Annotated in this window: 12 protein-coding genes; 5 read left to right on the forward strand and 7 right to left on the reverse strand. The window is 48.5% G+C overall.

Translation table 11 applies throughout. From position 1 onward, the window contains the following. Positions 1 to 3: 3 nt before the first annotated feature. A complete protein-coding gene (pyk, locus tag ACI0FF_RS11880) occupies positions 4 to 1,419 on the reverse strand; it encodes a pyruvate kinase (RefSeq protein ID WP_419797037.1) in 1,416 nt (471 codons plus the stop codon). 97 nt (positions 1,420 to 1,516) lie between these two features. Between pyk and ACI0FF_RS11885 the strand changes: the two genes are divergently transcribed. Further along, positions 1,517 to 1,897 carry a hypothetical protein gene (locus tag ACI0FF_RS11885; RefSeq protein WP_419797038.1) on the forward strand — a complete coding sequence of 127 codons (381 nt, stop codon included), beginning with the start codon at positions 1,517 to 1,519 and terminating at the stop codon, positions 1,895 to 1,897. On the opposite strand, the gene ACI0FF_RS11890 is transcribed toward ACI0FF_RS11885, so the two are convergent. Next, positions 1,894 to 2,412 (reverse strand): SixA phosphatase family protein, encoded by a 519-nt coding sequence (locus ACI0FF_RS11890; RefSeq protein WP_419797039.1) that lies wholly within the window; start codon positions 2,410 to 2,412, stop codon positions 1,894 to 1,896. The two genes, ACI0FF_RS11885 and ACI0FF_RS11890, sit on opposite strands and share 4 nt — an antisense overlap. A gap of 167 nt (positions 2,413 to 2,579) precedes the next feature. On the opposite strand from ACI0FF_RS11890, the gene ACI0FF_RS11895 reads away from it, so the two are divergent. Next, positions 2,580 to 4,733 (forward strand): RNA degradosome polyphosphate kinase, encoded by a 2,154-nt coding sequence (locus ACI0FF_RS11895; RefSeq protein ID WP_419797040.1) that lies wholly within the window; start codon positions 2,580 to 2,582, stop codon positions 4,731 to 4,733. Positions 4,734 to 4,758: 25 nt separating this feature from the next. Then, positions 4,759 to 6,252 carry a hypothetical protein gene (locus tag ACI0FF_RS11900; RefSeq protein WP_419797041.1) on the forward strand — a complete coding sequence of 498 codons (1,494 nt, stop codon included), beginning with the start codon at positions 4,759 to 4,761 and terminating at the stop codon, positions 6,250 to 6,252. Between the two features lie 12 nt (positions 6,253 to 6,264). Here ACI0FF_RS11900 and rnd read toward each other — a convergent pair whose 3' ends face one another. Continuing rightward, complete coding sequence (rnd, locus tag ACI0FF_RS11905) at positions 6,265 to 7,434, reverse strand: ribonuclease D (RefSeq protein WP_419797042.1); 1,170 nt, start codon at positions 7,432 to 7,434, stop codon at positions 6,265 to 6,267. A 126-nt stretch (positions 7,435 to 7,560) separates the two neighbouring features. Here rnd and ACI0FF_RS11910 point away from each other — a divergent pair, with 126 nt between their 5' ends. Then, positions 7,561 to 8,388 (forward strand): substrate-binding domain-containing protein, encoded by an 828-nt coding sequence (locus ACI0FF_RS11910; protein WP_419797043.1) that lies wholly within the window; start codon positions 7,561 to 7,563, stop codon positions 8,386 to 8,388. A gap of 6 nt (positions 8,389 to 8,394) precedes the next feature. Here the strand turns inward: ACI0FF_RS11910 and ACI0FF_RS11915 are convergent, their stop codons facing one another. From ACI0FF_RS11915 to ACI0FF_RS11930, 4 genes are read right to left on the reverse strand one after another with little or no spacing between them, the layout of a single operon-like run. Continuing rightward, the gene (locus ACI0FF_RS11915; protein ID WP_419797044.1) at positions 8,395 to 9,675 is read right to left on the reverse strand and encodes a DUF2336 domain-containing protein; all 1,281 of its coding nucleotides are present in this window, start codon (positions 9,673 to 9,675) and stop codon (positions 8,395 to 8,397) included. 43 nt (positions 9,676 to 9,718) lie between these two features. Then, complete coding sequence (locus ACI0FF_RS11920) at positions 9,719 to 11,083, reverse strand: HlyD family type I secretion periplasmic adaptor subunit (RefSeq protein ID WP_419797045.1); 1,365 nt, start codon at positions 11,081 to 11,083, stop codon at positions 9,719 to 9,721. After that, on the reverse strand, positions 11,080 to 13,263 hold the full coding sequence (locus ACI0FF_RS11925) for a peptidase domain-containing ABC transporter (RefSeq protein WP_419797046.1): 2,184 nt from the start codon (positions 13,261 to 13,263) through the stop codon (positions 11,080 to 11,082). Before ACI0FF_RS11925 ends, ACI0FF_RS11920 begins: the two co-directional genes overlap by 4 nt. Beyond that, entirely contained in the window at positions 13,263 to 15,011 is a 1,749-nt protein-coding gene (locus tag ACI0FF_RS11930) for a peptidase domain-containing ABC transporter (protein ID WP_419797047.1), read from the reverse strand. Before ACI0FF_RS11930 ends, ACI0FF_RS11925 begins: the two co-directional genes overlap by 1 nt. Before the next feature lie 327 nt (positions 15,012 to 15,338). Here ACI0FF_RS11930 and ACI0FF_RS11935 point away from each other — a divergent pair, with 327 nt between their 5' ends. Further along, the gene (locus ACI0FF_RS11935) at positions 15,339 to 24,230 is read left to right on the forward strand and encodes a cadherin-like domain-containing protein (RefSeq protein ID WP_419797048.1); all 8,892 of its coding nucleotides are present in this window, start codon (positions 15,339 to 15,341) and stop codon (positions 24,228 to 24,230) included. Positions 24,231 to 24,354: the final 124 nt, after the last annotated feature.

Consider the following 24,354-nt stretch of genomic DNA (forward strand, 5'->3'; position numbering starts at 1 on the left):
TACCTAACTTAAAGTCGCGATCCGTAGAATGTTCGTGGCCCCCGGCGTACCAAACGGCACCCCTGCAGTCACAACCAGCGTATCCCCACGTTTCCCGATCTTTTCAGCTTTGGCCATTTTGCGCGCACCTTGAACCATTTCATTAAAGTTTTTAGCATCCGGTGTCACAGAAGCCAGCACACCCCAAACAAGTGCCAGCTTACGCGCTGTTTCGACTTTTGGCGTCAATCCCAAAATCGTGATTTCGGGGCGTTCCCGCGCCACACGATAAGAGGTCGAACCCGTCGTTGTATAAGTTACAATCGCCTTTGCCTTAATGGTTTGTGCGACTTGCCGCGCCGCTGCACTAATCGCATCGGCTTCGGTTTCTTCCGGTTCAACACGGTCTGCATCACGCAGTTTGTGATAAAGGATATCCCCTTCAACACGTTGAATAATCCGATCCATGATCTCGACCGTTTCAATCGGATAATCCCCGGCGGCTGTTTCAGCAGACAACATCACCGCATCAGTCCCGTCATAAATTGCCGTTGCAACATCAGAAGCCTCTGCCCGTGTCGGAGCTGGTGCTGTGATCATGGATTCCAGCATTTGTGTTGCCACAATAACCGGTCTCCCTTTTTCACGTGCCTTTGTAATGATGCGTTTTTGCAGGATCGGCACATCTTCGGGCGGTAATTCAACACCCAGATCACCGCGTGCCACCATAACCGCATCCGTCAATTCAACGATTTCATCCAAATCATCAATTGCAGACGGTTTTTCCAGCTTGGCGATAATGGATGCTTTCTTACCAATAATTTTGCGCGCTTCGCGAATATCGTCGGCTTTCTGCACAAAAGACAAGGCTACCCAATCCACGCCAATTTGCAGACCAAAACGTAAATCTGCCATATCTTTTTCTGTTAAAGCAGACAGAGGCAGAACGGCATCGGGAACATTTACCCCTTTGCGATCACTAAGCACACCATCAACCATCACCTCAGTTTCTGCAAAATCAGCACCGCATTCCAGTACCTTCAAACGCATTTTCCCATCATCCAGCAACAAGGTCATGCCCGGTTTCAAGACTTCAAAAATTTCAGGATGGGGAAGTGGAGCGCGTGTCACATCACCCGGCGCATTGTTCAGATCAAGGCGAAAACGTCGCCCCATCCCCAACAAAGCACTGCCATCGCGAAACTGACCCAAACGTAATTTCGGTCCTTGCAGATCCATCATAATACCGATGGGTGACCCTAGTTCCTTTTCCACATCGCGGATCGCGTCGTAGCGTTCCTTGTGATCTTCGTGTGAACCATGCGAGAAATTCAGGCGAAAGACATCGGCTCCGGCCTTGAACAACTGCTCGATACGTGTGCGGGTCGAACTCGACGGGCCCAGCGTTGCGATAATTTTTGCGTTTCTTGATCTTTTCATATTGGTAGAATAGCGAGATGTGTTTAGATTTCCACAAGATTTTCGTGCTACAATCAGATATCGGTTCAATTTTCATATCGTTGAAACAAAAGACACCATGTTCGAGTCCTTACAAAAGATTTTGCTGAACAAAGCAATGGGTAAAGCGGATAAGAAAAAAAACCGTAAAGCCAACGAAAAAGACAAGCATTCTCAAGAAAGTGACTTGCGCACCCTCTCGGGTGTTGCCTTGGACGATGCCATTCAAAAATTGGAAAACAGCGGCGAAAAGATGAATGACCTACTGGCTAAGAACGAAGACCTTCTTGCACAAGTCAAAGCCGAAGCTGCCAAAAAGATGACACCGGAACGAAGAGCCTTAATCGAGTCGGCCCAAAAAGTACGGAAAGCAAAAGCGCAAATCCTCGAAGATCTTGATGATGAAACACGAGCGAAACTTTACCTGACCGCCATTCGTGCCTTTACTGGACGAAATTAATCTACGTCCAGCGTACGAGGCTTTATAAAATCTGCCAATTTTCCTTTTGTCTGCTTAATCTCTGCCCAATCAGAAATATCAAAGGTTAAATGAGCGCACGCGGCTGTGGGAAATTTGGCTGCCATATCAAGGCGTAAATGCTCAGCCCCTGCCCCGCACAAAGCATGGGCGCACATTTCCAGTCCGGGATTATGTCCAACCAGCATCAAAACATCGTGTATTCCGGCCTTGGCAATTTCATCAATGAGAACATCTTCGCTAGCATGATAAAGAGAACGCCGAAGGGCAATATCAACAGGATGTGCATATACCTGCAACAACGCCGATAATGTTTGTCGGGTGCGTTGCGCGGTGGAACATAAGATAACGTCGGGTAAAGGGAGATGCGCGCTCAAATATCTTGCCATTTTTTGCGCTGCCTGTATCCCTCGTTCATTCAACGGCCGGTCAAAATCTGACAGGTCCATATTCGCCCAACTGGATTTTGCATGCCTGAATAAAAGTAAATGCTTCATTTACCACCTTTTCCTGCGATTTATTTTATATATAATAAGCTGTTATCATAAAAGTTTCATAATTTTCGATTACACCCCAGCCAATCGGATACGTGCAGCAAATAAAATCGCATTTATCGCGTTTGCTCTGCATCCTCATCTTTCAATATAATAGGGAGTCTCGCCGCATGACGACAGAAAATCAGGCCAATCCAACCGCCCCTGCCATTTCCCCGGACTCCCCAGAACGTTTTATAAACCGCGAACTGTCATGGCTTGCATTTAACACGCGTGTTTTAGAAGAATCAGACAACGTTCGCCATCCCTTGTTGGAACGTTTGCGCTTTTTATCTATTTCAGCTGCAAACCTGGACGAATTCTATATGGTACGGGTTGCAGGCCTGAACGGTCAGGTCCATGCAGGCATTAAAAACCTGAGTTATGATGGCCTCGGCCCGGCACAACAACTCGAACAAATCCATCAATCTGCGAATAAACTGATTATGGGGCAGCAGGAACAATACCGCTCTCTGCGCGCGTTACTTTTGAAAGAAGGTATCAAGGTTTTAAAATGCCAGGATATTCCCAAACGCGACATTGCATGGCTGGAAGAACATTTCCTCGAACAGATTTTTCCTTCCCTGACACCCTTGGCAATTGACCCGGCCCACCCTTTCCCCTTCATTCCAAACCTCGGACTTGCCATGATGTTTGCTTTGGAGTCCGATCTTGACCAAAGCGCCCTCAAAGCCCTTGTTCCCTTGCCACAAATGTTGCCGCGTTTCGTGCGTTTGCCCGATTATGGAAAAACTATTCGTTTCATGCCGATGGAAGAGGTTATTCGCCTTTTTCAACGCCATCTGTTCCCCAACTACGCTGTTGCATCATCAGGACTTTTCAAAATCATTCGCGATAGTGAGATGGAAATTGACGAAGAAGCCGAAGATTTGGTACGCACCTTCGAATCAGCCTTAAAACGCCGTCGTCGTGGGTCTGTTATCCGCATGTCACTGGATGCCGAACTATCTGATGAATTACGTGACTTGGTAGTTGAAGAACTCGGCGTTGACCCTGCTGATTGCTTCGTTTTGGACGGATTGCTCGGCTTGGCGGATACCAAGGAATTGATCGTTGATGAACGTCCTGACCTGCAATTCAAACCCTACAACGTGCGTTTCCCTGAACGTATCCGGGATTTCGGCGGCGATTGTTTTGCCGCCATTCGCAAGAAAGATTTTGTTGTTCACCATCCTTATGAAAGCTTTGATGCGGTTGTTCAGTTTGTCTTACAAGCAGCGCGCGACCCCGATGTTGTTGCGATTAAGCAAACACTTTATCGGACCTCCAACAATTCCCCGATCATCAAAGCCTTGGTGGAAGCTGCCGAAGCCGGAAAATCCGTCACCGCAATGGTGGAACTGAAAGCGCGTTTTGACGAAGAAGCCAACATCCGTTGGGCACGCGATTTGGAACGTGCCGGGGCCCAAGTGGTCTATGGGTTCGTCGATAAAAAAACCCATGCCAAGATCAATCTTGTTGTGCGCCGTGAAGGTGAAAAACTTCGTTCTTATGTTCATCTTGGAACCGGGAACTACCACCCGATTACAGCAAAAATTTACACTGATTTATCTTTCTTCTCTTGTGACCCCGTCTTATGTCGCGATGCAACCAAACTGTTTAATTACATGACAGGTTATGCAGAACCGGAAAAGATGGAGAAAATGGAATACTCTCCCCTGACGTTACGTGATACGGTCATTCGCGGAATTAATCAGGAAATCCAAAACGCCCAATCGGGTAAACCCGGTCATGTCTGGGCAAAAATGAACTCCATCGTGGATCCCAAAATCATCGATGCACTTTATCGTGCTTCACAAGCCGGTGTTCAGGTCGATTTGGTTATTCGCGGCATCTGCTGCCTGCGCCCTGGTGTTCCCGGCCTGTCAGACAATATTCGTGTCAAAAGTATTGTTGGTCGTTTTCTGGAACATTCCCGTATTGTTTGTTTTGGTAATGGTGGAAAACTGCCAAACCCAAAAGCAAAAATTTACATTTCATCGGCGGATTGGATGCCGCGAAACCTGGATCGCCGCGTAGAAACACTCATTCCTATTGAAACCGACACAGTTCATCGCCAAATCCTAGATCAGATTATGGTGGCAAATTTAAAAGATGAAGCACAAAGCTGGGTTTTGAAAGCTGATGGGTCTTTCAGCCGTGTTCCTGCCGGGGATGATGGTTTTTCCTGCCATACATATTTCATGACCAACCCCAGTCTTTCTGGGCGAGGATCGGCATTAAAGAAAAAAGGCACCATCCTGAAAAAGTTGATGCTGGACTAAAATTTAAGAAAAGAAGACGCCTTTTATGACACATCAATTCGGGTCTGCACGCAAAGGAAGCCTGACCGCCATTGTCGATATCGGGTCCAATACCGTTCGTCTGGTAGTCTTTCACGGCCCAGCGCGTATTCCCTTGCCCATTTTTAATGAAAAAGTTCAATGCCAGCTAGGCTTGGGGATTGATCAAACGGGATGCCTCAATCCCGAAGGTGTCAGCCTTGCACTCGAAACACTCAATCGTTTTATGAAACTGGTTGAGGTCATGGAGGTCGATAATGTCAGCCTGCTGGCAACCGCTGCTGTGCGCGAAGCCCATGACGGCCCCCATTTTGTGCAAAAGATAAAAGACCTGTTTAATGCCGAGGTGCAAGTTCTAAGCGGTGAAGAAGAAGCCAAACTCGCCGCCTTTGGTGTTTTAAGCGGTTTACCAGATGCCGATGGTCTTTTGGGGGACATGGGGGGCGCAAGTTTCGACCTTGTTGCCTTAGACCATGGGCGATTTTCTCAACATGACACAACTCCTTTAGGGCATTTGCGTATTCCGGATGAAAAACGCAATACGGTTGCCAAAATGCGCGATTTCATTCGCGAACATCTGCATCCCCTGACTTGGACAGCCCAAATGAAGGGCCGCCCGTTTTACGCTGTCGGCGGGTCGTTACGCGCAGTTGCCCGTTTGTTTATGCACCGTCTTGATTATCCTTTGCACGTTATTGATAATTTTACCCTACCCGCTGATCAAGCCCTAAAGCTGTTAGATGAACTGGTTCAAATGACACCGGAAGAATTCATGCAAGTTCCCGATGTCTCCAAAAAACGCCAAGAGACACTGGCGGCTGCGATTGCCCTGTTACAAGAAGTGCTCGAAACAATCGAACCATCCTGTCTTGTGTTTTCAGGATACAGTATGCGTGAAGGGCAATTTTTCCTTTCCCTTGATGATGACCAGAAAGCAGAAGACCCCTTAATCAGTTCGTGTATCAATCTGGTTGAACGCGAGGGGCGGTTCGGTCAACAAGGCGAAGAGGTCTTCCACTGGATGACCCCTTTATTTGCAAATGAAAGCGATAAACATAAAAACTTGCGTCACGCCGCCTGTCTCTTGCACGATATTGCATGGGCAGAACACCCGGACTATCGCGCAGATCATGGTTTCTTGCGTGTTCTGCGCCTGCCTGTCGCCGGGCTTTCCCACCACGATCGCGCCTTGATGGCGGCCTGTGTCTACAGTCGTTATAAAGGCAATTTTAACGCCCGTATCGCCAAACCGTTGCGCACGTTTTTAGACAGTGACGATGCAACATGGACTAAAACAGTCGGTGCCGCCTTACGACTGGCACACACACTTGCCAGTGGTGCACCACATTTGCTGGAAGATACACGGCTTGAAATTCGCGGTGGTGAATTGATCTTATCCCTACCCGAAGGCGAAGATATATTTATCGGTGAAGCCGTCGCCAGGCGCGTTCAAACCGTTGCCAAGCATCTCAACTTAAGCGGCCGTCTGGAACATGGCTAAACGCACAACCGCTTAACTTTCCTCAGTATCTTCGACATCAATCACACGAATAGAACGCCCTTTTACCGCCAAGGCCAAATCGCCTGCGCGCAAACGTAACGCATCTTTCCCAAAAAGATCACGTCGCCAGCCCTGTAAACACGGAACGTCCGCCTCTTCCCCATAAGCGGCAAGATGTTCAAGGTCACCGGCATTGGCGATGAGTTTTTGCGCCACATCATTATGTTCGGATTTGAATTTCAATAACACTTTTAACAAATCAACAACCGGCCCCAAACCCTTGGGTAAATCCCTTTTTGTCGGTGCTGCCGGATGATCTTCCGGGGCCAAACTCAACGCCTGTTGAATGGCTTCCAGCATCTCGTTGCCGTAACGTCCGTTTGCGATGGATTTATTCATCCCGCGCACTCGTTCCAAGGCCGCAGCATCTTTGGGCGATTGATGGGCGATATCAATTAAGGTGTCATCACGAATGACACGGTTACGCGGCATATTTTTGCGTTGTGCTTCATGTTCACGCCATGCTGCAACAGCCTGTAAAACCGCCAAAACTTTTGTGCTTTTCGTACGTGCCTTTAATCGTTTCCATGCTGTTTGCGGATCAACGATATAAGTCTCCGGGCTCGTCAGGGCCGTCATTTCTTCATCCAGCCAGCCAGCCCGATTGTTTTCTTCCAGCTTGTCACGCAAAAAGACGTAGATATCGCGCAAATACGTAACATCACCCAAGGCATATTTGATCTGACGCTCTGTCAAAGGCCGCTTGCTCCAATCCGTGAAGCGCGATCCCTTATCCAGATTTTTCTTACAAATATTATTCACCAGCGTTTCATAACCAACCGATTCCCCAAATCCGCAAACCATGGCTGCAACTTGAGTATCAAACATAGGTGTCGGTGTTGCACCTGTTGCCTTGACAAAAATTTCAACATCTTGGCGAGCGGCATGAAACACCTTCAGCACATTTTCATTCGCCATCAGGTCAAACAAAGGTTGCAAGTCGATCCCGTCAGCCAAAACATCGACACAACAGGCCTCATCACTGCCCCCCAGCTGTACCAGACAAAGCGTCGGCCAGTAGGTTTTTTCCCGCATAAATTCCGTATCGACCGTGACGAAACGTTCCGCCGCCAACCTGTCGCAAAACGCCACAAGCGTTTCTGTATCAGTAATTAAATCCATGACGATAGCTATACACTTTTTCCTGAGATGAGGAAACGAGAAAACCCCACAAATAAAAAGTCGATTGATTCCAACTCTACCTTTCACATACTCTTAGTCGATCCTTCTAAAAGAAATGATTGGAATATGATGAAAAAGTTTCCCTCCATCCTTGTTGTACTTACTCTTTTATTTGGTCTAAGTCACACGGTACAGGCGGCTGAACAACGTTTCATTACGGTTGCCTCGACAACATCCACTGCGAATTCTGGTCTGTTTTCTTATTTGCTCCCCAAGTTTACAAAAGAAACGGGGATTGAAGTCCGCGTCATTGCTGTCGGCACAGGACAAGCCATACGCATCGCACGTAAAGGCGATGCAGATATACTTTTCGTTCACCATCGCCCTTCTGAAGAAAAATTTGTCGCGGATGGATATGGGAACAAACGTTACGATATCATGTATAACGATTTCATCCTTGTCGGGCCTGATAACGACCCAGCACATATCAAAAACTGCACATCACCGATGCAAGCTTTGTTAGACATTCGTCAAAACAAACAGGTTTTTGTCTCACGCGGGGATAACAGCGGCACACATAAGCGGGAACTATCCATCTGGAAAGCTGCACAAATTACGCCGGAGCAACTTTATGGAAGCTGGTATCGCAGTACAGGTTCCGGCATGGGCGCGGCACTTAACATTGCCGCTGGTATGGATGGCTATACGCTGAGCGATCGGGGAACATGGCTGGCGTTTAAAAACAAGCGCAAGCTCCTCATTTTATGCGAAGGCGGCGATGAGTTACTTAATCCTTATGGTGTGATTGCCATCAATAAAAACCGTTTTCCTCATGTGAAATCACAAGACAGCCAAATTTTCATTGACTGGCTGGTTTCAGACAAAGGACAAAAACTTATTGGCAACTTTAAAATAAATGGAGAACGTCTATTCACACCCAACGCACAAAAATAAAGGTAATCACCCTGAAATTTTGCGATAAATATTTTCAATACGTTTGATTAAATCACGTTCGCTATAAGGCATAAGGACATATTCATTCACACCATAACGTTTGGCTTCCATAATGGAGGCCTCGTCATTTTTTTGTGAAAGCAACATAAAGGGTAATCCCTCATCCAGATCACGTACTTCTTCCAGAATTTCCTGCCCTTCCATATCCGGCAGGTTATCCGAACAAATCATCAATTTGACAGGAGTCCGTTCTGCCTCAAAAACACGCAAAGCCGTCTCACCGTTGCCGACACTGCGTATATCAATAAAGCCAAGTTCCGTTAAAGAGTTTTCAAGACGACGGCGCATTTCATCATTTTCTTCCGCCAATAAAACACGGCTGTTTGAAAAATGTTCCGTATATCGGCTACGCACCTTATTCATGCGGTTAAAGACCGTACGTCGTAAATCCATAACAACATTATTGGGCAAATTATGTTTCTCAATCATCTGATTAACCAGACTGGTGGTCACATATTCTGCAATATTTTTAACAGCTTGTTCTGGTAATTCGTCCCGGTTAACCAGCGGGTTATGCCAACTTTGATGATCTACCGCTTTTTCAGAGATAAACGTCAAAGTGTTATCCGAAAGTTGAGCTGAATTGTTCTCCAACAACGCCTGTACAGCTTGGTCGCTTTCTGTTTCTGCAACAGCATGTGCGACGTGTTCTCCCAATCCTTTGCGTTTTGCAATTGCCGTCAAGGCATCATCTTGAATACTGTCGGAAATAATCTCGATCAGTTCTTTCTCTTCCAATAAAGGAGAGAATTGCAACATAGGCGAAGAAACCGTTGCATCCATATCGCGGGCCAATTTAGACACCGTATGTTTCGGGATACTTTCCATATGCTTGATTTCTTCGGTCAAAATTGCACGAATTTCAGAGAGTTGATCCGTAGCCAACCCTTCCAAAACCTCAATCACCATTTGAGAGGCGCGTGATGACGCATCCTGATCCAGCGCAGGTGTAAGTTCGGCAATCCGGGACGCCAGTTTTGCACGAACCGCTTTATCTTCATCTTTACACAGAACAACTTTGGCCTGAACCGGAGCAGACTTGTTTTCAGCCACCGCTTGGCGGACTTTCGGGTTTTTATCGGTTGCGAAAAAATATAACAGTTCCGGTTCCAGATCGGTTAAGGCAGCGAGGTCACGACGCGCATCAACATCATCGCTTTTCGCAATTTCTTTCGCCTCCTCATAAGAGGGACGCTTATCACGTTTGCCTTTTAACCAACCAAACACTTAATTTTTCTCCATGAAAACAGATGCAATAACATACATAGACTTATCGCTCTCTAAATGCATTCAATAAAGACACGTAAACTGGTCTTGTCAGATACTCAAGCAAGGTTTGCTCGCCTGTAATAATATTGGCCTGAACCGTCATACCGGGGACAATTTTATGTTTTATACCATTCGCAGTCAGGTGTTCTTCATTCAACTGAATATGGCCCCGAAAAAACGGGTTGCCTTTTTCATCCATGAATGTGGTGGGCGACATATTAATCAATTTACCTTTCATGGTGCCATACCGTCTGGCATCAAACCCTGTAACCGTCACCGTGGTTTCCTGTCCAACTTCAACATGCCCGATATCGCTCGGTAATATCTTGTTCTCAATCAAGACATCTTCATCGGCGGGAATAATTTCCATCACGACCTGTGCCGGTTCAACCACCGCCCCTGGTGTATTTACTTTCAACGCATGGACAACACCACTTACAGGACTGACAAGTTCCAACCGGGTGACCTTATCTTCAAGACGCGCAATATTTTCTCGTACTTCAGCCAATTGCGCACCAACATTATCTAATTCATCCAATGCCTTGCCACGTTCAGTCACATCAATTTCCAGCATCTGGTTTTCCGTTTCAACAATGCTTGCCAACGCCTGTTCCTTAGAAACTTCAGCTTCCGTAATTGAACCTTTATTTTTTGCCAGATCCAGTTCTGCATTAATCAAATTAACCCGCGAACCATGACCGGAATCGAACAATTTTTTACGCATCGTCACAGACTGACTCAGCAATTTTTGCTGTTTTCTCAGGCTGACAATCTGTTTTTCAAAACTTTCAACCGACTTACTTTGCTGGGCAATTTGGGAATTTAAAACCGTTTTCTCCCCTTCGATACGTGCCCGTATCCCATTCAGGTTGAAATTACTTTCTTCCACCAATCCCGGATATTCTTTTTCAAAAGCACTATAATCCGGCATCGTTCCATCAATGAAAGCACGCAAGCGCTGCTTTTTAATCGACAAGGCCGCCTCACGCGCGCGGATCTGATTGAGTTCCGCCGTGCGCAAAGTCGGTTCAAATTGCAGCAGGGACTGTCCCTTTTCAACGATATCGCCATTACGAACCAAAATGGATTTGACGATCCCGCCTTCCAAATGCTGCACGACACGTTTATCACCGGATGGGATAACAGTTCCTAACGTCGTTGCTGACGTTTTAATATCCACATAATTGGCCCAGACAAATGCCACAAACAACATTGATGTAATCAAGACAATAAGGGTCGATGCCGCCCGCGATGGACCAGATTCTTCCAACATCGCTTCATGAGATAAAAGCTTGAGCTGTTCACGCGGCATCGTACGTGTTTTGGACAGCATATCCTGTACGCCATTTTCAGATGAATTACTCATGCTGCTGTTCCTTGTGGCTTCGGATTAGGTTTAGGTTTTGCAAACATTTTTGCCAAGACCTCCTCCGGGTTACCAATCATATCGATTTGCCCTTCTTTCAGCACTAACAGCCGATCACACATGCGCATATGGCTGGGGCGCTGAGTAATCATAATAATCGTTTGCTTCCCCCGCACCCGTTTCAAGGCTTCAATAAAGACAGCCTCATCCTTTTCATCCATAGATCCAGCAGGTTCATCCAAAATCAGAACAGGTGCTTTTCGCAAGAAAGCACGGCCCAAGGCAATTTTGCGCAGGAAACTTTGCGGAATTTGAGTCTGCAATCCCTCTTTAAATTCAGTCTCGAACCCACGGGGCAAAGCTTCGATTGTATCGAGAATACCGGCTTGTCGACAGGCTTTACGCACTTGTGCAAAACTTGCTGTCGGATCGGCTAACGTCAGGTTTTCATATATATTTCCAGGGAAAACATGATTACTTTGCGGTACATAAGCCAATGTTTGGCGCAAGGTAATCGGGCGCAACTGGCGAATATCAACCCCATCTAATGTAACCGACCCGGCTTGTGGTCGATAAAGACCCAAAATTAATTTCGCCAAGGTCGTTTTACCGGAACCGGAATGCCCCGTAACCGCGATCATTTCACCGGGCTGTACCTTAAAACTTACGCCCAACATGGCGGGATTGGCATCCGATTTATAGCGCATACTCACACGACTAAATTCAATTGCACCTTGATAAACAACATTTGCATGCGGTGTGTCCCCGGGTTCCTGTTCCGGTGCAAAACGCAAAATGCTTTTCAGTTGACGTACACCATTTTGCATTTGCTCGATCCGGTTGGACACATTGAACAAAGCTTGTAATGGCGACAAAATGCGCCAGACCAACATCATCGTTGCCACTAATGCACCCAAACTGATGACGCCATTCATGACTCCATACACACCAAAAACAAGCGTCGCAACGCCTGCAGCCATCATCAGGCTTTGTGCAATATTTTGCACATTCCCCTGCAAGCGGGTCACTTGCATATTGGTCCATGCAGCATCACCTGATAATTCTCGAAACCGCTTAAGCCAACGTTCTTCACTGCATCTTTGTTTCACTTGACGCATTTGCCAGAGCATCTCGACCAAAAATGTATAACGCGAAGAACGAACCTCTGCCGACACTTTGGATCGTGCCCGTATTTCCGGCATAATAACCGCAGCCAAGATGGCATATATGGTCGCCAGCACCATTGGGACAGCCACCATAGGGCCAGCAATAAAACCAATTACCGCCACAAACAAAAGAACAAACGGTAAATCCAACAACGTATTGGCCAACGAACCTGTAAATATTTCACGCAAAGATTCAAAACTGCGAATACGTGAAACCTGCCCCCCGACAGGAGCGCGTTCGGTGAAAACCGGAGGTAAATGCAAAATCTGCTCAAAAACCTTCGTGCTGACCAAATAATCAAAACGGGCCCCGATATAGGCTTGCTCCTTTGATCGCATGATCCTTAACAAAAGCTCAAACCCCAAGGCAAGCCCGACCCCACTGGCAACGTACAGCAAGGTAACTTTGGACTCTTTTGCAATCACCTGATCATAAATCATCATGACCGCCAGCGGGATTGTCAAGGCCATCAGGTTAATGAAAAAACTGACAATAAAAGACTTCGCGATCAATGGCTGAAATTGCAGAAATAAATTTCTGAACCACAGGGCTGACCGATCCACATCGTCCGTTTTTTCCCGATCAATCTTTTCAATGACATAAAATGTACCGCCCCGCACATTTCGAACAGGTTTGTCTTCACTGGAAACCGGATTATGGGCAATAATCTTCCGCCCGTCTGCGCGCACGACATAATACTGTCCTTTCGCATACAAGACACAAGGACATAATCTTAACGACAATTTATCATGTCGTGTTTTCAATCGAATGGTTTTGAATCCCAAACGCATCAAAATATCGCGCAAATCATAAATTGTCATTTGCCCTGCATCATAGGGCATAGCCTCAATCAAACGATGAGGCGAACCTTTCCAATCAATTGCTTCAAGCAAAGACAATAAGACTTGTAAAACGGGTTCTAGCTCTTCCGCTCCCGTATAATTAAACAAGGCCTTTCGCCACAAACGCGGTAAATTTTCTGGCGGCGGCTGATGTAAAACGACATGTCCCATTATGCTGCCCCCTTCGTTTCAGGCAGACGTGAGGGCTTCAAGGGATTAGGCCTTGGTTTTGGTTTTGCCCCAAACCCTTCCCATTCAATTTGCTTCACCACGCCATGCGACGCATCAAATACCCGGTCAGCGATATTAATAAGCGAGGGGCGTTCCGTAATCATCAGGATTGTCGTCTCCCCCTTCAACGTTTCCAGATACTCACGCAATCGTCTATCGGCATCACCATCCAAGGCCGTATTGGCTTCATCTAACAAAAGGACACGGGGCTTATCTGCAAATGTAAGCGTCAAACTGACCATTTGCTGAACGGACCCTGATAAGCCTTCCGATGCCGACTCCCCCACTGGCGTATCCAAGCCTTTCGGCATCGCAGCTACAATCTCGCTCAGTCCCAATTTGTCCGCGATATCAAGGGCGGCTGGTAAATAATCACGTCCCCTAAATTTCGTCAAATTCTCACGCAAGGTTCCTCTGAATAACGGGGCGTTTTGGCGCACATACCCCATTTGCTGACGCAGCTTGCGATAACTCAACTGTCTTGAATCAACCCCATCATAATAAAGGTTTCCTTCCAATACAGGAATGAAGCCTGCAATCGCTTCGAGCAAAGAAGACTTCCCCCCGCCCACTTGTCCCAAAATGGCGATCGTTTCGCCGGCCCGAATATGCAAATTCAAATCTTTAAAAATCGGCATTCCCGTATTGATTTGATAAATTGTCGCCTTTTCAAAAACAATATCGCCCTTGATTTGCGGTGTGTTTTCTTCATGAACAGGTTCTTTGTTTTCCTGTCGAATTGCGCCCAGACTTTTCAATCGCTCATTTGATAACTTCAAGGATCGATATTGCACCCAAACGCCAATCATCCGGATCAAAGGCTGAATTGCACGCCCACCTAACAAAGTACATGCCATTAAGGACCCGCCAGTCAGGCTTCCTTCAATAACAAATACACTCCCCAACAAGGCAACCGATACCATCGCGAAGTTACTTAAAATCGCGCCGACAGATTGACCAAGGGAGGAATAAAACACCATTTTTTCCATAATCAGGGCAACTGGTGCATGTAAATGCTGGTAATGACGGCACATTAAACCTTCCATTCCTAATCCTTTTACGGAATGGATGCCGTTTAGAACCTGAAAAATGAAGTTATAACGATCATCATCCAACTCATTTCTTGTCCTAATAATTTTATCAAGACTATAACCCAGCCAAATGGCAAAAATCGCAGCAATGACACAGACGGCAATCGGCGCAATCACCAAGGGCCCCCCAATAAGCGCAATCAAAGCCACAAAAATCACCGCAAACGGTAATTCCGTAAAACTAATTAGTCCCTGTCCCGACTGATGATCACGCAGCGCCTCAATCGCTGAAAAACGCTCCATTTGCACACCGGGTGGTGTTGTTTCAAAATCTTGAATTTCTGAACTTAAAAAAGATTCACATGCGCGCACAGACGCAGCATGTTCAAAACGGGTTCCCGCCCACGTGATCGTATATGTTCTTAAAAACCGTAGACTTCCATCCAACAAAACAACGCTAACCAACCCCAAAACCATAAAGGTAAACGTGTCTGTTGAACTGCTGGGTATAATCCTGTCATACACCTGAAGCACTACTAATGGTAGAGCCAATGTTAACAAATTTACAGCAAACGACGATAAAAGCACATCCAAGCGGCTCAGCATTACGCGACGCATCGGTCTTACAAATCGATTCTGTGCTTTTTTACCAGCCATAGGACTATTTCATTACTTTTTCAAATATTTACCGAAGAGAAAAACATCTAGTTCTTCTAGACTTTATCCACAGTGTAGGATTCGTTAGTTAATAAATTGTAACGACTATCCATAAGGTTATACGTAACCTCCCGTATATATACGTAAATACCCTTAATACCTTTATATTTTTTCTTATTTTTAAAGTTATTGATTAATCTTATTTGCACACATCTATTGAAACTCCGAATCACATCAACTTCGCCATGCTAGGATAAAGCAACTTCTAGTTTACTTTTCAAAAGCCACAAACGCCCGAATCCAGCGTTTGCGCCAAGGGGAAATATTATGGAACAGAATCAGGGTACCAAAAGCAGCATCGAAATGTTCGATCTCGACACCGGCGCAAACGATCAAGGTTTGTCCGATAAAGTCGTTGTCATTAACAATTTCGAGATTGAACAGGAAAGTGACCTGACCCTGCAAGCCACCCATATTGCAAGCGATAAATCTCAAGCCCCTGGCGAACAAAGCATCTCAACAGGTAGTCGCCTCTTAGAACAAGACGAAACAAACAACATTCAACATCTAAAGGTCAATATCCCCTCAGAAGACCTGAGTTCTGCCGCCCAAGCCGGAAAGTTTGGACTACTTTCTCTTGATCTCTCCAAATATGCTGACGACGATAATAAACAGATTATCCTGCGCAACCTCCCCCAAGGCGTTGAATCTTCTGCTGGCTACATTCAAGAAGATGGTTCTATCATTATCAATTCTTCCAATGCCGGTGAAATTTACCTTGCTGTTAACCCGCAACAAACAACGGTTAATATTCAGCTTGAAATCGATATCGTTTTAAATATAGAAAACGGCAAAGGCCCCATCGATGAAGAACCAGATCAAAACAGCGCACCTGTTGCAACAGAAGATGCCTCCCTCGAAGTCAATGAAGATGGCACCCTAACCATTACCCAAGCCGACCTTCTCGAAAATGTCACAGATGCGGACGGTGACCAACTGACAGCTTTCGACTTGCAAATGGATGGCGGCAAACTCACCGATAACGGCGATGGCACCTGGACGTTTGAACCCAACGCCGATTTTAACGGCGACATAAACCTGACATACAAAGTAACAGATGGTGAAAGCTCAACAACTGTTGAAGGCACCATCGAGGTCGCAGCGGTCAATGACGCCGCGGTCGTGTCCGAAGATACATCCTTCACCATGAACGAAGATGGTTCCATCACCATTTCTGAAGATCAGTTGCTGGCGAATGCTAGTGATGTCGATGGCGACACCCTGTCCGTTCAGAACCTCGCAGCCGATGGTGGCAGCTTGACCGATAATGGCAATGGCACATGGACGTTTGAACCCGCAGCGGATTTCAACGGATCCATCGATCTGTCTTATGATGTCTCTGATGGCACCACCACCACAGCCGCCGGCGGCACCATCGAGGTCGCAGCCATCAATGATGCGGCGGTCGTGTCCGAAGATACATCCTTCACCATGAACGAAGATGGTTCCATCACCATTTCTGAAGATCAGTTGCTGGCGAATGCCTCCGATGTGGATGGTGATACTCTGTCTGTGCAGAACCTGTCTGTCGATGGCGGCAGCTTGACCGATAATGGCGATGGCACCTGGACCTTTGAACCCGCAGCCGATTTCAACGGATCCATCGATCTGTCTTATGATGTCTCAGACGGCACCACCACCACAGCCGCCGGCGGCACCATCGAGGTCGCAGCCATCAATGATGCGGCGGTCGTGTCCGAAGATACATCCTTCACCATGAACGAAGATGGTTCCATCACCATTTCTGAAGATCAGTTGCTGGCGAATGCCTCCGATGTGGATGGTGATACTCTGTCTGTGCAGAACCTGTCTGTCGATGGCGGCAGCTTGACCGATAATGGCGATGGCACCTGGACCTTTGAACCCGCAGCGGATTTCAACGGATCCATCGATCTGTCTTATGATGTCTCAGACGGCACCACCACCACAGCCGCCGGCGGCACCATCGAGGTCGCAGCCATCAATGATGCGGCGGTCGTGTCCGAAGACACATCGTTTGCTATGAACGAAGATGGCACCATCACCATTTCCAAAGATCAGTTGCTGGCAAACGCATCAGATGTCGATGGCGACACCCTGTCCGTTCAGAACCTCGCAGCCGATGGTGGCAGCTTGACCGATAATGGCGATGGCACCTGGACCTTTGAACCCGCAGCCGATTTCAACGGATCCATCGATCTGTCTTATGATGTCTCTGACGGCACCACAACCACAGCCGCCGGCGGCACCATCGAGGTCGCAGCCATCAATGATGCGGCGGTCGTGTCCGAAGATACATCCTTCACCATGAACGAAGATGGTTCCATCACCATTTCTGAAGATCAGTTGCTGGCGAATGCTAGTGATGTCGATGGCGACACCCTGTCCGTTCAGAACCTCGCAGCCGATGGTGGCAGCTTGACCGATAATGGCGATGGCACCTGGACCTTTGAACCCGCAGCGGATTTCAACGGATCCATCGATCTGTCTTATGATGTCTCTGACGGCACCACCACCACAGCCGCCGGCGGCACCATCGAGGTCGCAGCGGTCAATGACGCCGCGGTCGTGTCCGAAGACACATCGTTTGCTATGAACGAAGATGGCACCATCACCATTTCTGAAGATCAGTTGCTGGCGAATGCCTCCGATGTGGATGGTGATACTCTGTCTGTGCAGAACCTCGCAGCCGATGGTGGCAGCCTCACCGATAATGGCGATGGCACATGGACGTTTGAACCCGCAGCCGATTTCAACGGATCCATCGATCTGTCTTATGATGTCTCTGACGGCACCACCACCACAACCGCCGCCGGCACCATCGAGGTCGCAGCCATCAATGATGCGGCGGTCGTGTCCGAAGACACATCGTTTGCTATGAACGAAGATGGCACCATCACCATTTCCGAAGATCAGTTGCTGGCAAACGCATCAGATGTCGATGGCGATACCCTGTCCGTTCAAAACCTGTCGGCCGATGGCGGCACCCTCACCGATAATGGCGATGGCACCTGGACCTTTGAACCCGCAGCGGATTTCAACGGATCCATCGATCTGTCTTATGATGTCTCAGACGGCACCACCACCACAGCCGCCGGCGGCACCATCGAGGTCGCAGCCATCAATGATGCGGCGGTCGTGTCTGAAGATACATCCTTCACCATGAACGAAGATGGTTCCATCACCATTTCTGAAGATCAGTTGCTGGCGAATGCCTCCGATGTGGATGGTGATACTCTGTCTGTGCAGAACCTCGCAGCCGATGGCGGGACCCTCACCGATAATGGCAATGGCACATGGACGTTTGAACCCGCAGCGGATTTCAACGGATCCATCGATCTGTCTTATGATGTCTCAGACGGCACCACCACCACAGCCGCCGGCGGCACCATCGAGGTCGCAGCGGTCAATGATGCGGCGGTCGTGTCCGAAGATACATCCTTCACCATGAACGAAGATGGTTCCATCACCATTTCTGAAGATCAGTTGCTGGCGAATGCCTCCGATGTGGATGGTGATACTCTGTCTGTGCAGAACCTGTCTGTCGATGGCGGGACCCTCACCGATAATGGCAATGGCACATGGACGTTTGAACCCGCTGCGGATTTCAACGGATCCATCGATCTGTCTTATGATGTCTCAGACGGCACCACCACCACAGCCGCCGGCGGCACCATCGAGGTCGCAGCCATCAATGATGCGGCGGTCGTGTCTGAAGATACATCCTTCACCATGAACGAAGATGGTTCCATCACCATTTCTGAAGATCAGTTGCTGGCGAATGCCTCCGATGTGGATGGTGATACTCTGTCTGTGCAGAACCTCGCAGCCGATGGTGGCAGCTTGACCGATAATGGCAATGGCACCTGGACCTTTGAACCCGCAGCCGATTTCAACGGATCCATCGATCTGTCTTATGATGTCTCAGACGGCACCACCACCACAGCCGCCGGCGGCACCATCGAGGTCGCAGCGGTCAATGATGCGGCGGTCGTGTCCGAAGATACATCCTTCACCATGAACGAAGATGGTTCCATCACCATTTCTGAAGATCAGTTGCTGGCGAATGCCTCCGATGTGGATGGTGATACTCTGTCTGTGCAGAACCTGTCTGTCGATGGCGGGACCCTCACCGATAATGGCAATGGCACATGGACGTTTGAACCCGCTGCGGATTTCAACGGATCCATCGATCTGTCTTATGATGTCTCAGACGGCACCACCACCACAGCCGCGGGCGGCACCATCGAGGTCGCAGCGGTCAATGATGCGGCGGTCGTGTCTGAAGATACATCCTTCACCATGAACGAAGATGGTTCCATCACCATTTCTGAAGATCAGTTGCTGGCGAATGCCTCCGATGTGGATGGTGATACTCTGTCTGTGCAGAACCTCGCAGCCGATGGCGGGACCCTCACCGATAATGGCAATGGCACATGGACGTTTGAACCCGCAGCGGATTTCAACGGATCCATCGATCTGTCTTATGATGTCTCAGACGGCACCACCACCACAGCCGCCGGCGGCACCATCGAGGTCGCAGCGGTCAATGATGCGGCGGTCGTGTCCGAAGATACATCCTTCACCATGAACGAAGATGGTTCCATCACCATTTCTGAAGATCAGTTGCTGGCGAATGCCTCCGATGTGGATGGTGATACTCTGTCTGTGCAGAACCTGTCTGTCGATGGCGGGACCCTCACCGATAATGGCAATGGCACATGGACGTTTGAACCCGCTGCGGATTTCAACGGATCCATCGATCTGTCTTATGATGTCTCAGACGGCACCACCACCACAGCCGCGGGCGGCACCATCGAGGTCGCAGCCATCAATGATGCGGCGGTCGTGTCTGAAGATACATCCTTCACCATGAACGAAGATGGTTCCATCACCATTTCTGAAGATCAGTTGCTGGCGAATGCCTCCGATGTGGATGGTGATACTCTGTCTGTGCAGAACCTCGCAGCCGATGGTGGCAGCTTGACCGATAATGGCAATGGCACCTGGACCTTTGAACCCGCAGCCGATTTCAACGGATCCATCGATCTGTCTTATGATGTCTCAGACGGCACCACCACCACAGCCGCCGGCGGCACCATCGAGGTCGCAGCGGTCAATGATGCGGCGGTCGTGTCCGAAGATACATCCTTCACCATGAACGAAGATGGTTCCATCACCATTTCTGAAGATCAGTTGCTGGCGAATGCCTCCGATGTGGATGGTGATACTCTGTCTGTGCAGAACCTGTCTGTCGATGGCGGGACCCTCACCGATAATGGCAATGGCACATGGACGTTTGAACCCGCTGCGGATTTCAACGGATCCATCGATCTGTCTTATGATGTCTCAGACGGCACCACCACCACAGCCGCGGGCGGCACCATCGAGGTCGCAGCGGTCAATGATGCGGCGGTCGTGTCTGAAGATACATCCTTCACCATGAACGAAGATGGTTCCATCACCATTTCTGAAGATCAGTTGCTGGCGAATGCCTCCGATGTGGATGGTGATACTCTGTCTGTGCAGAACCTCGCAGCCGATGGCGGCAGCTTGACCGATAATGGCGATGGCACCTGGACCTTTGAACCCGCAGCGGATTTCAACGGATCCATCGATCTGTCTTATGATGTCTCAGACGGCACCACCACCACAGCCGCCGGCGGCACCATCGAGGTCGCAGCCATCAATGATGCGGCGGTCGTGTCCGAAGACACATCGTTTGCTATGAACGAAGATGGCACCATCACCATTTCCAAAGATCAGTTGCTGGCAAACGCATCAGATGTCGATGGCGACACCCTGTCCGTTCAGAACCTCGCAGCCGATGGTGGCAGCTTGACCGATAATGGCGATGGCACCTGGACCTTTGAACCCGCAGCCGATTTCAACGGATCCATCGATCTGTCTTATGATGTCTCTGACGGCACCACAACAACAGCCGCCGGCGGCACCATCGAGGTCGCAGCCATCAATGATGCGGCGGTCGTGTCCGAAGATACATCCTTCACCATGAACGAAGATGGTTCCATCACCATTTCTGAAGATCAGTTGCTGGCGAATGCTAGTGATGTCGATGGCGACACCCTGTCCGTTCAGAACCTCGCAGCCGATGGTGGCAGCTTGACCGATAATGGCAATGGCACATGGACGTTTGAACCCGCAGCGGATTTCAACGGCTCCATTGATCTGAGCTATGATGTCTCTGATGGCACCACCACCACAGCCGCCGCCGGCACCATCGAGGTCGCAGCGGTTGCAGATGCACCTGAGCTATCCATTACCATTGGCGAACCTTCCGCAGTGATAATACCTGGCACACAGGGGGAAACCACAACGGTCTTTTCCACCAGCTTTGGAAATACGGAAAACGGCTTCCAAACCGGTCAAGTTGATGGGTGGGGGACTGATTCCGATGCTATTGAGGTTTGGAATGATGATCAGGATCATAGCGATTATTCCGGTGACGGTGCATATGTTGAATTAAATGACGATGCTCGTGACCATTATGATGATGCAACCAGCATCAACCGGACCATTGATACGGTCGAAGACGCAACCTACAACATTGAGTTTGATTATTCTGGTCGCCCGGGTTTTGATGACAACGTTAATGCCATTGAAGTCCGTATCAACGGTCAAACCGTTGCCGAATTCAGCCATGATAATTCTAATGGGTCAGATACCAATTGGCAGGATGGGTCCTTCAGCTTTACCGGAACAGGCGAGCCGATGACCATCGAATTTGTCAGTGTCGGTGATGCCCAAGATTATGGCCGGGGGATGTATCTGGATAACATTGATGCAACACAAACATTGCCGGATGATCCCGATCAAACATTTATTGATTACCCACTGGATTTAAGTGCAGAACTGACAGACACAGACGGTTCTGAAACTATGTCTGATATTACGTTGAATGATATCCCGGATAACGCAACCTTGTATGTAAACGGTGAAGAAGTCAGTGTTTCAGAGGGTTCTGTAACAATCTCGCCTGACGATCTGGCAAACGTTGTGCTGCGCCTGCCCGAAGGTCATAGCGAGTTTGATCTATCCGCATCAGTTACATCAACTGATGGAGATGACAGTGCGACATCAACAGCCAGAACGACCGTAGCCGCCCCTGATGAGGCTGATGCCCCCTCACTTGATCTTGAAATCGGTGAGCCCAGCACGATCATCCTTGGGGCCGAAGCAGGTGAAACAACAACTGTATTCTCAACAAGCTTTGGTGAAGCCAGCAGCGGATTCCATTCCAGCGCAGTCGATGGCTGGGATACTAATTCCGACTCCATCGAAGTCTGGAACCAATCCCGTTATAACAATGATTATTCAGGTGAGGGCGCATATGTTGAATTAAATGACGATGCTCGTAACCATTATGATGATGCCACCAGCATCAACCGGACCATTGATACGGTAGAAGACGCAACTTACAATATTGAGTTTGATTATTCTGGTCGTCCGGGTTTTGATGACAACGTTAATGCTATTGAAGTCCGCATCAACGGTCAGACGGTTGCGGAGTTCAGCCACGACAATTCCAATGGGTCTGACAACAACTGGCAGGATGGGTCCTTCAGCTTTACCGGAACAGGTGAGCCGATGACCATCGAATTCGTCAGTGTCGGTGATGCACAGGATTATGGCCGGGGAATGTATCTGGATAACATCGATGCAACACAGACATTGCCGGATGATCCGGGTGAAACATTTGTCGATTATCCTGTAAACCTAAGTGCCGAATTAACGGATACAGACGGTTCAGAAACCCTTTCGGATGTAACACTTAGTGATATTCCTGAAGGCGCTGTCTTACTGGTTGACGGACAGGAAGTTACCATCACCGCCGGATCGGCAAATATCTCGGCTGATAATCTGGGAGATGTCGTCCTTCGCTTGCCGGAAAATCATGGTGAATTCAATTTGTCGGCTTCTGTTACTGCCAGTGAAGGTTCTGATACGGCAACAACAAGCGTAAGCGCAAATATCGAAGCCCATGAAACAGAAGCGCCTGAAGAGCCTGTTGTTGTGGAACCTGAAGTACCACAATCAAATATCGAAGCTGAAAATGAAAATACCGATAACAGTGCCTATCGTGAATTTGATGAGGCAAAAGATGATATGGGCGGGAAGAAAGCCTTCACCAAAAACTCCGGCGGAGGCAAAGATGATGACATGGATGCCCACAGCAAAGACTGGAAAACCAACGGTAAAGAAATGTACGAAGGCAAGGGAGGCGATGACCGGGTTGGTGATGCCAACGACAACTATGGCGACGATCTTATGTCCGGTGGATCTGGTAATGACCGCGTTTATGGTGGGTCCGGCAATGATGTAATGTACGGCGACAACGGCGATAACCTTGATGCTGCGACAGATAATAACACAGACGGTAACGACACATTAGACGGCGGGTCCGGCAACGATGAAATTTACGGCGAAGGTGGTAACGACGTTCTGGATGGCGGGTCCGGTGATGACTTCCTTGTCGGTGGGTCCGGTGATGACCAACTGACCGGAGACTCTGGAACCGATACCCTGCATGGAGGGTCTGGCGACGATACTCTTGAAGGTGGATCTGGTAACGACGAATTGGTCGGTGGATCCGGCGCCGACACCCTGATGGGCGATGGGGGCGACGATAAGCTGGTTGGTGGGAGCGGAAACGACACCATCTATGGCGATGATCGCAACAGTACCGATTGGGGCAATGACGATATCGATGGCGGTGCCGGCAACGACACCTTGTTTGGCGGTCGTGGTTCTGACGACATATCCGGCGGAGATGGCAATGATGTTCTGGATGCCGGCAACGATTGGAGCAGCAATACGCTGGACGGTGGCGCCGGTAACGACACCTTCTATGGTGGGGCTGGTAACGACACCATGATCGGCGGTGAAGGCGATGATTTGTTCTATTTCGGTGAAGGGTCCGGCGATGATGTTGTTCATGGCGGTGATAGCGGAGCTGAAGGTTGGATGGACACCGTCTATCTTGAAAATGAAGATGGGAGTTCAGTTGCCGAACACGAATGGTCACTGGATCTGGAAAATGGTTCTGTCGAAGAACAGGCCGATGGATATATCGAACTTTCAGATGATGCCTCCGGTACAATCACTTTCTCCGATGGCAGTGAATTAACTTTCGAAGGTATTGAACGTTTCGAATGGTAAAGAACCCCTAAAACTACAAGGCGGATTTTGTTAATTCATGATCCGCCTTTTTTTGTGACTTGACAGGGTTCCTCTCAAATGGGATCACAAGGAAATTTTAACATTTTGAATAAAGGACGAGATC

Source organism: Terasakiella sp. 4MB5A (assembly GCF_050058155.1).
In the GTDB taxonomy this organism is placed as follows: Bacteria; Pseudomonadota; Alphaproteobacteria; order Rhodospirillales; family Terasakiellaceae; genus Terasakiella; species Terasakiella halodenitrificans.

Excerpts from the sequence above, each read along its gene's own strand:
- pyk (WP_419797037.1), bottom strand. The coding sequence starts at position 1,419 with ATGAAAAGATCAAGAAACGCAAAAATTATCGCAACGCTGGGCCCGTCG.
- ACI0FF_RS11885 (WP_419797038.1), top strand. The coding sequence starts at position 1,517 with ATGTTCGAGTCCTTACAAAAGATTTTGCTGAACAAAGCAATGGGTAAA.
- ACI0FF_RS11890 (WP_419797039.1), bottom strand. The coding sequence starts at position 2,412 with ATGAAGCATTTACTTTTATTCAGGCATGCAAAATCCAGTTGGGCGAAT.
- ACI0FF_RS11895 (WP_419797040.1), top strand. The coding sequence starts at position 2,580 with ATGACGACAGAAAATCAGGCCAATCCAACCGCCCCTGCCATTTCCCCG.
- ACI0FF_RS11900 (WP_419797041.1), top strand. The coding sequence starts at position 4,759 with ATGACACATCAATTCGGGTCTGCACGCAAAGGAAGCCTGACCGCCATT.
- rnd (WP_419797042.1), bottom strand. The coding sequence starts at position 7,434 with ATGGATTTAATTACTGATACAGAAACGCTTGTGGCGTTTTGCGACAGG.
- ACI0FF_RS11910 (WP_419797043.1), top strand. The coding sequence starts at position 7,561 with ATGATGAAAAAGTTTCCCTCCATCCTTGTTGTACTTACTCTTTTATTT.
- ACI0FF_RS11920 (WP_419797045.1), bottom strand. The coding sequence starts at position 11,083 with ATGAGTAATTCATCTGAAAATGGCGTACAGGATATGCTGTCCAAAACA.
- ACI0FF_RS11925 (WP_419797046.1), bottom strand. The coding sequence starts at position 13,263 with ATGGGACATGTCGTTTTACATCAGCCGCCGCCAGAAAATTTACCGCGT.
- ACI0FF_RS11930 (WP_419797047.1), bottom strand. The coding sequence starts at position 15,011 with ATGGCTGGTAAAAAAGCACAGAATCGATTTGTAAGACCGATGCGTCGC.
- ACI0FF_RS11935 (WP_419797048.1), top strand. The coding sequence starts at position 15,339 with ATGGAACAGAATCAGGGTACCAAAAGCAGCATCGAAATGTTCGATCTC.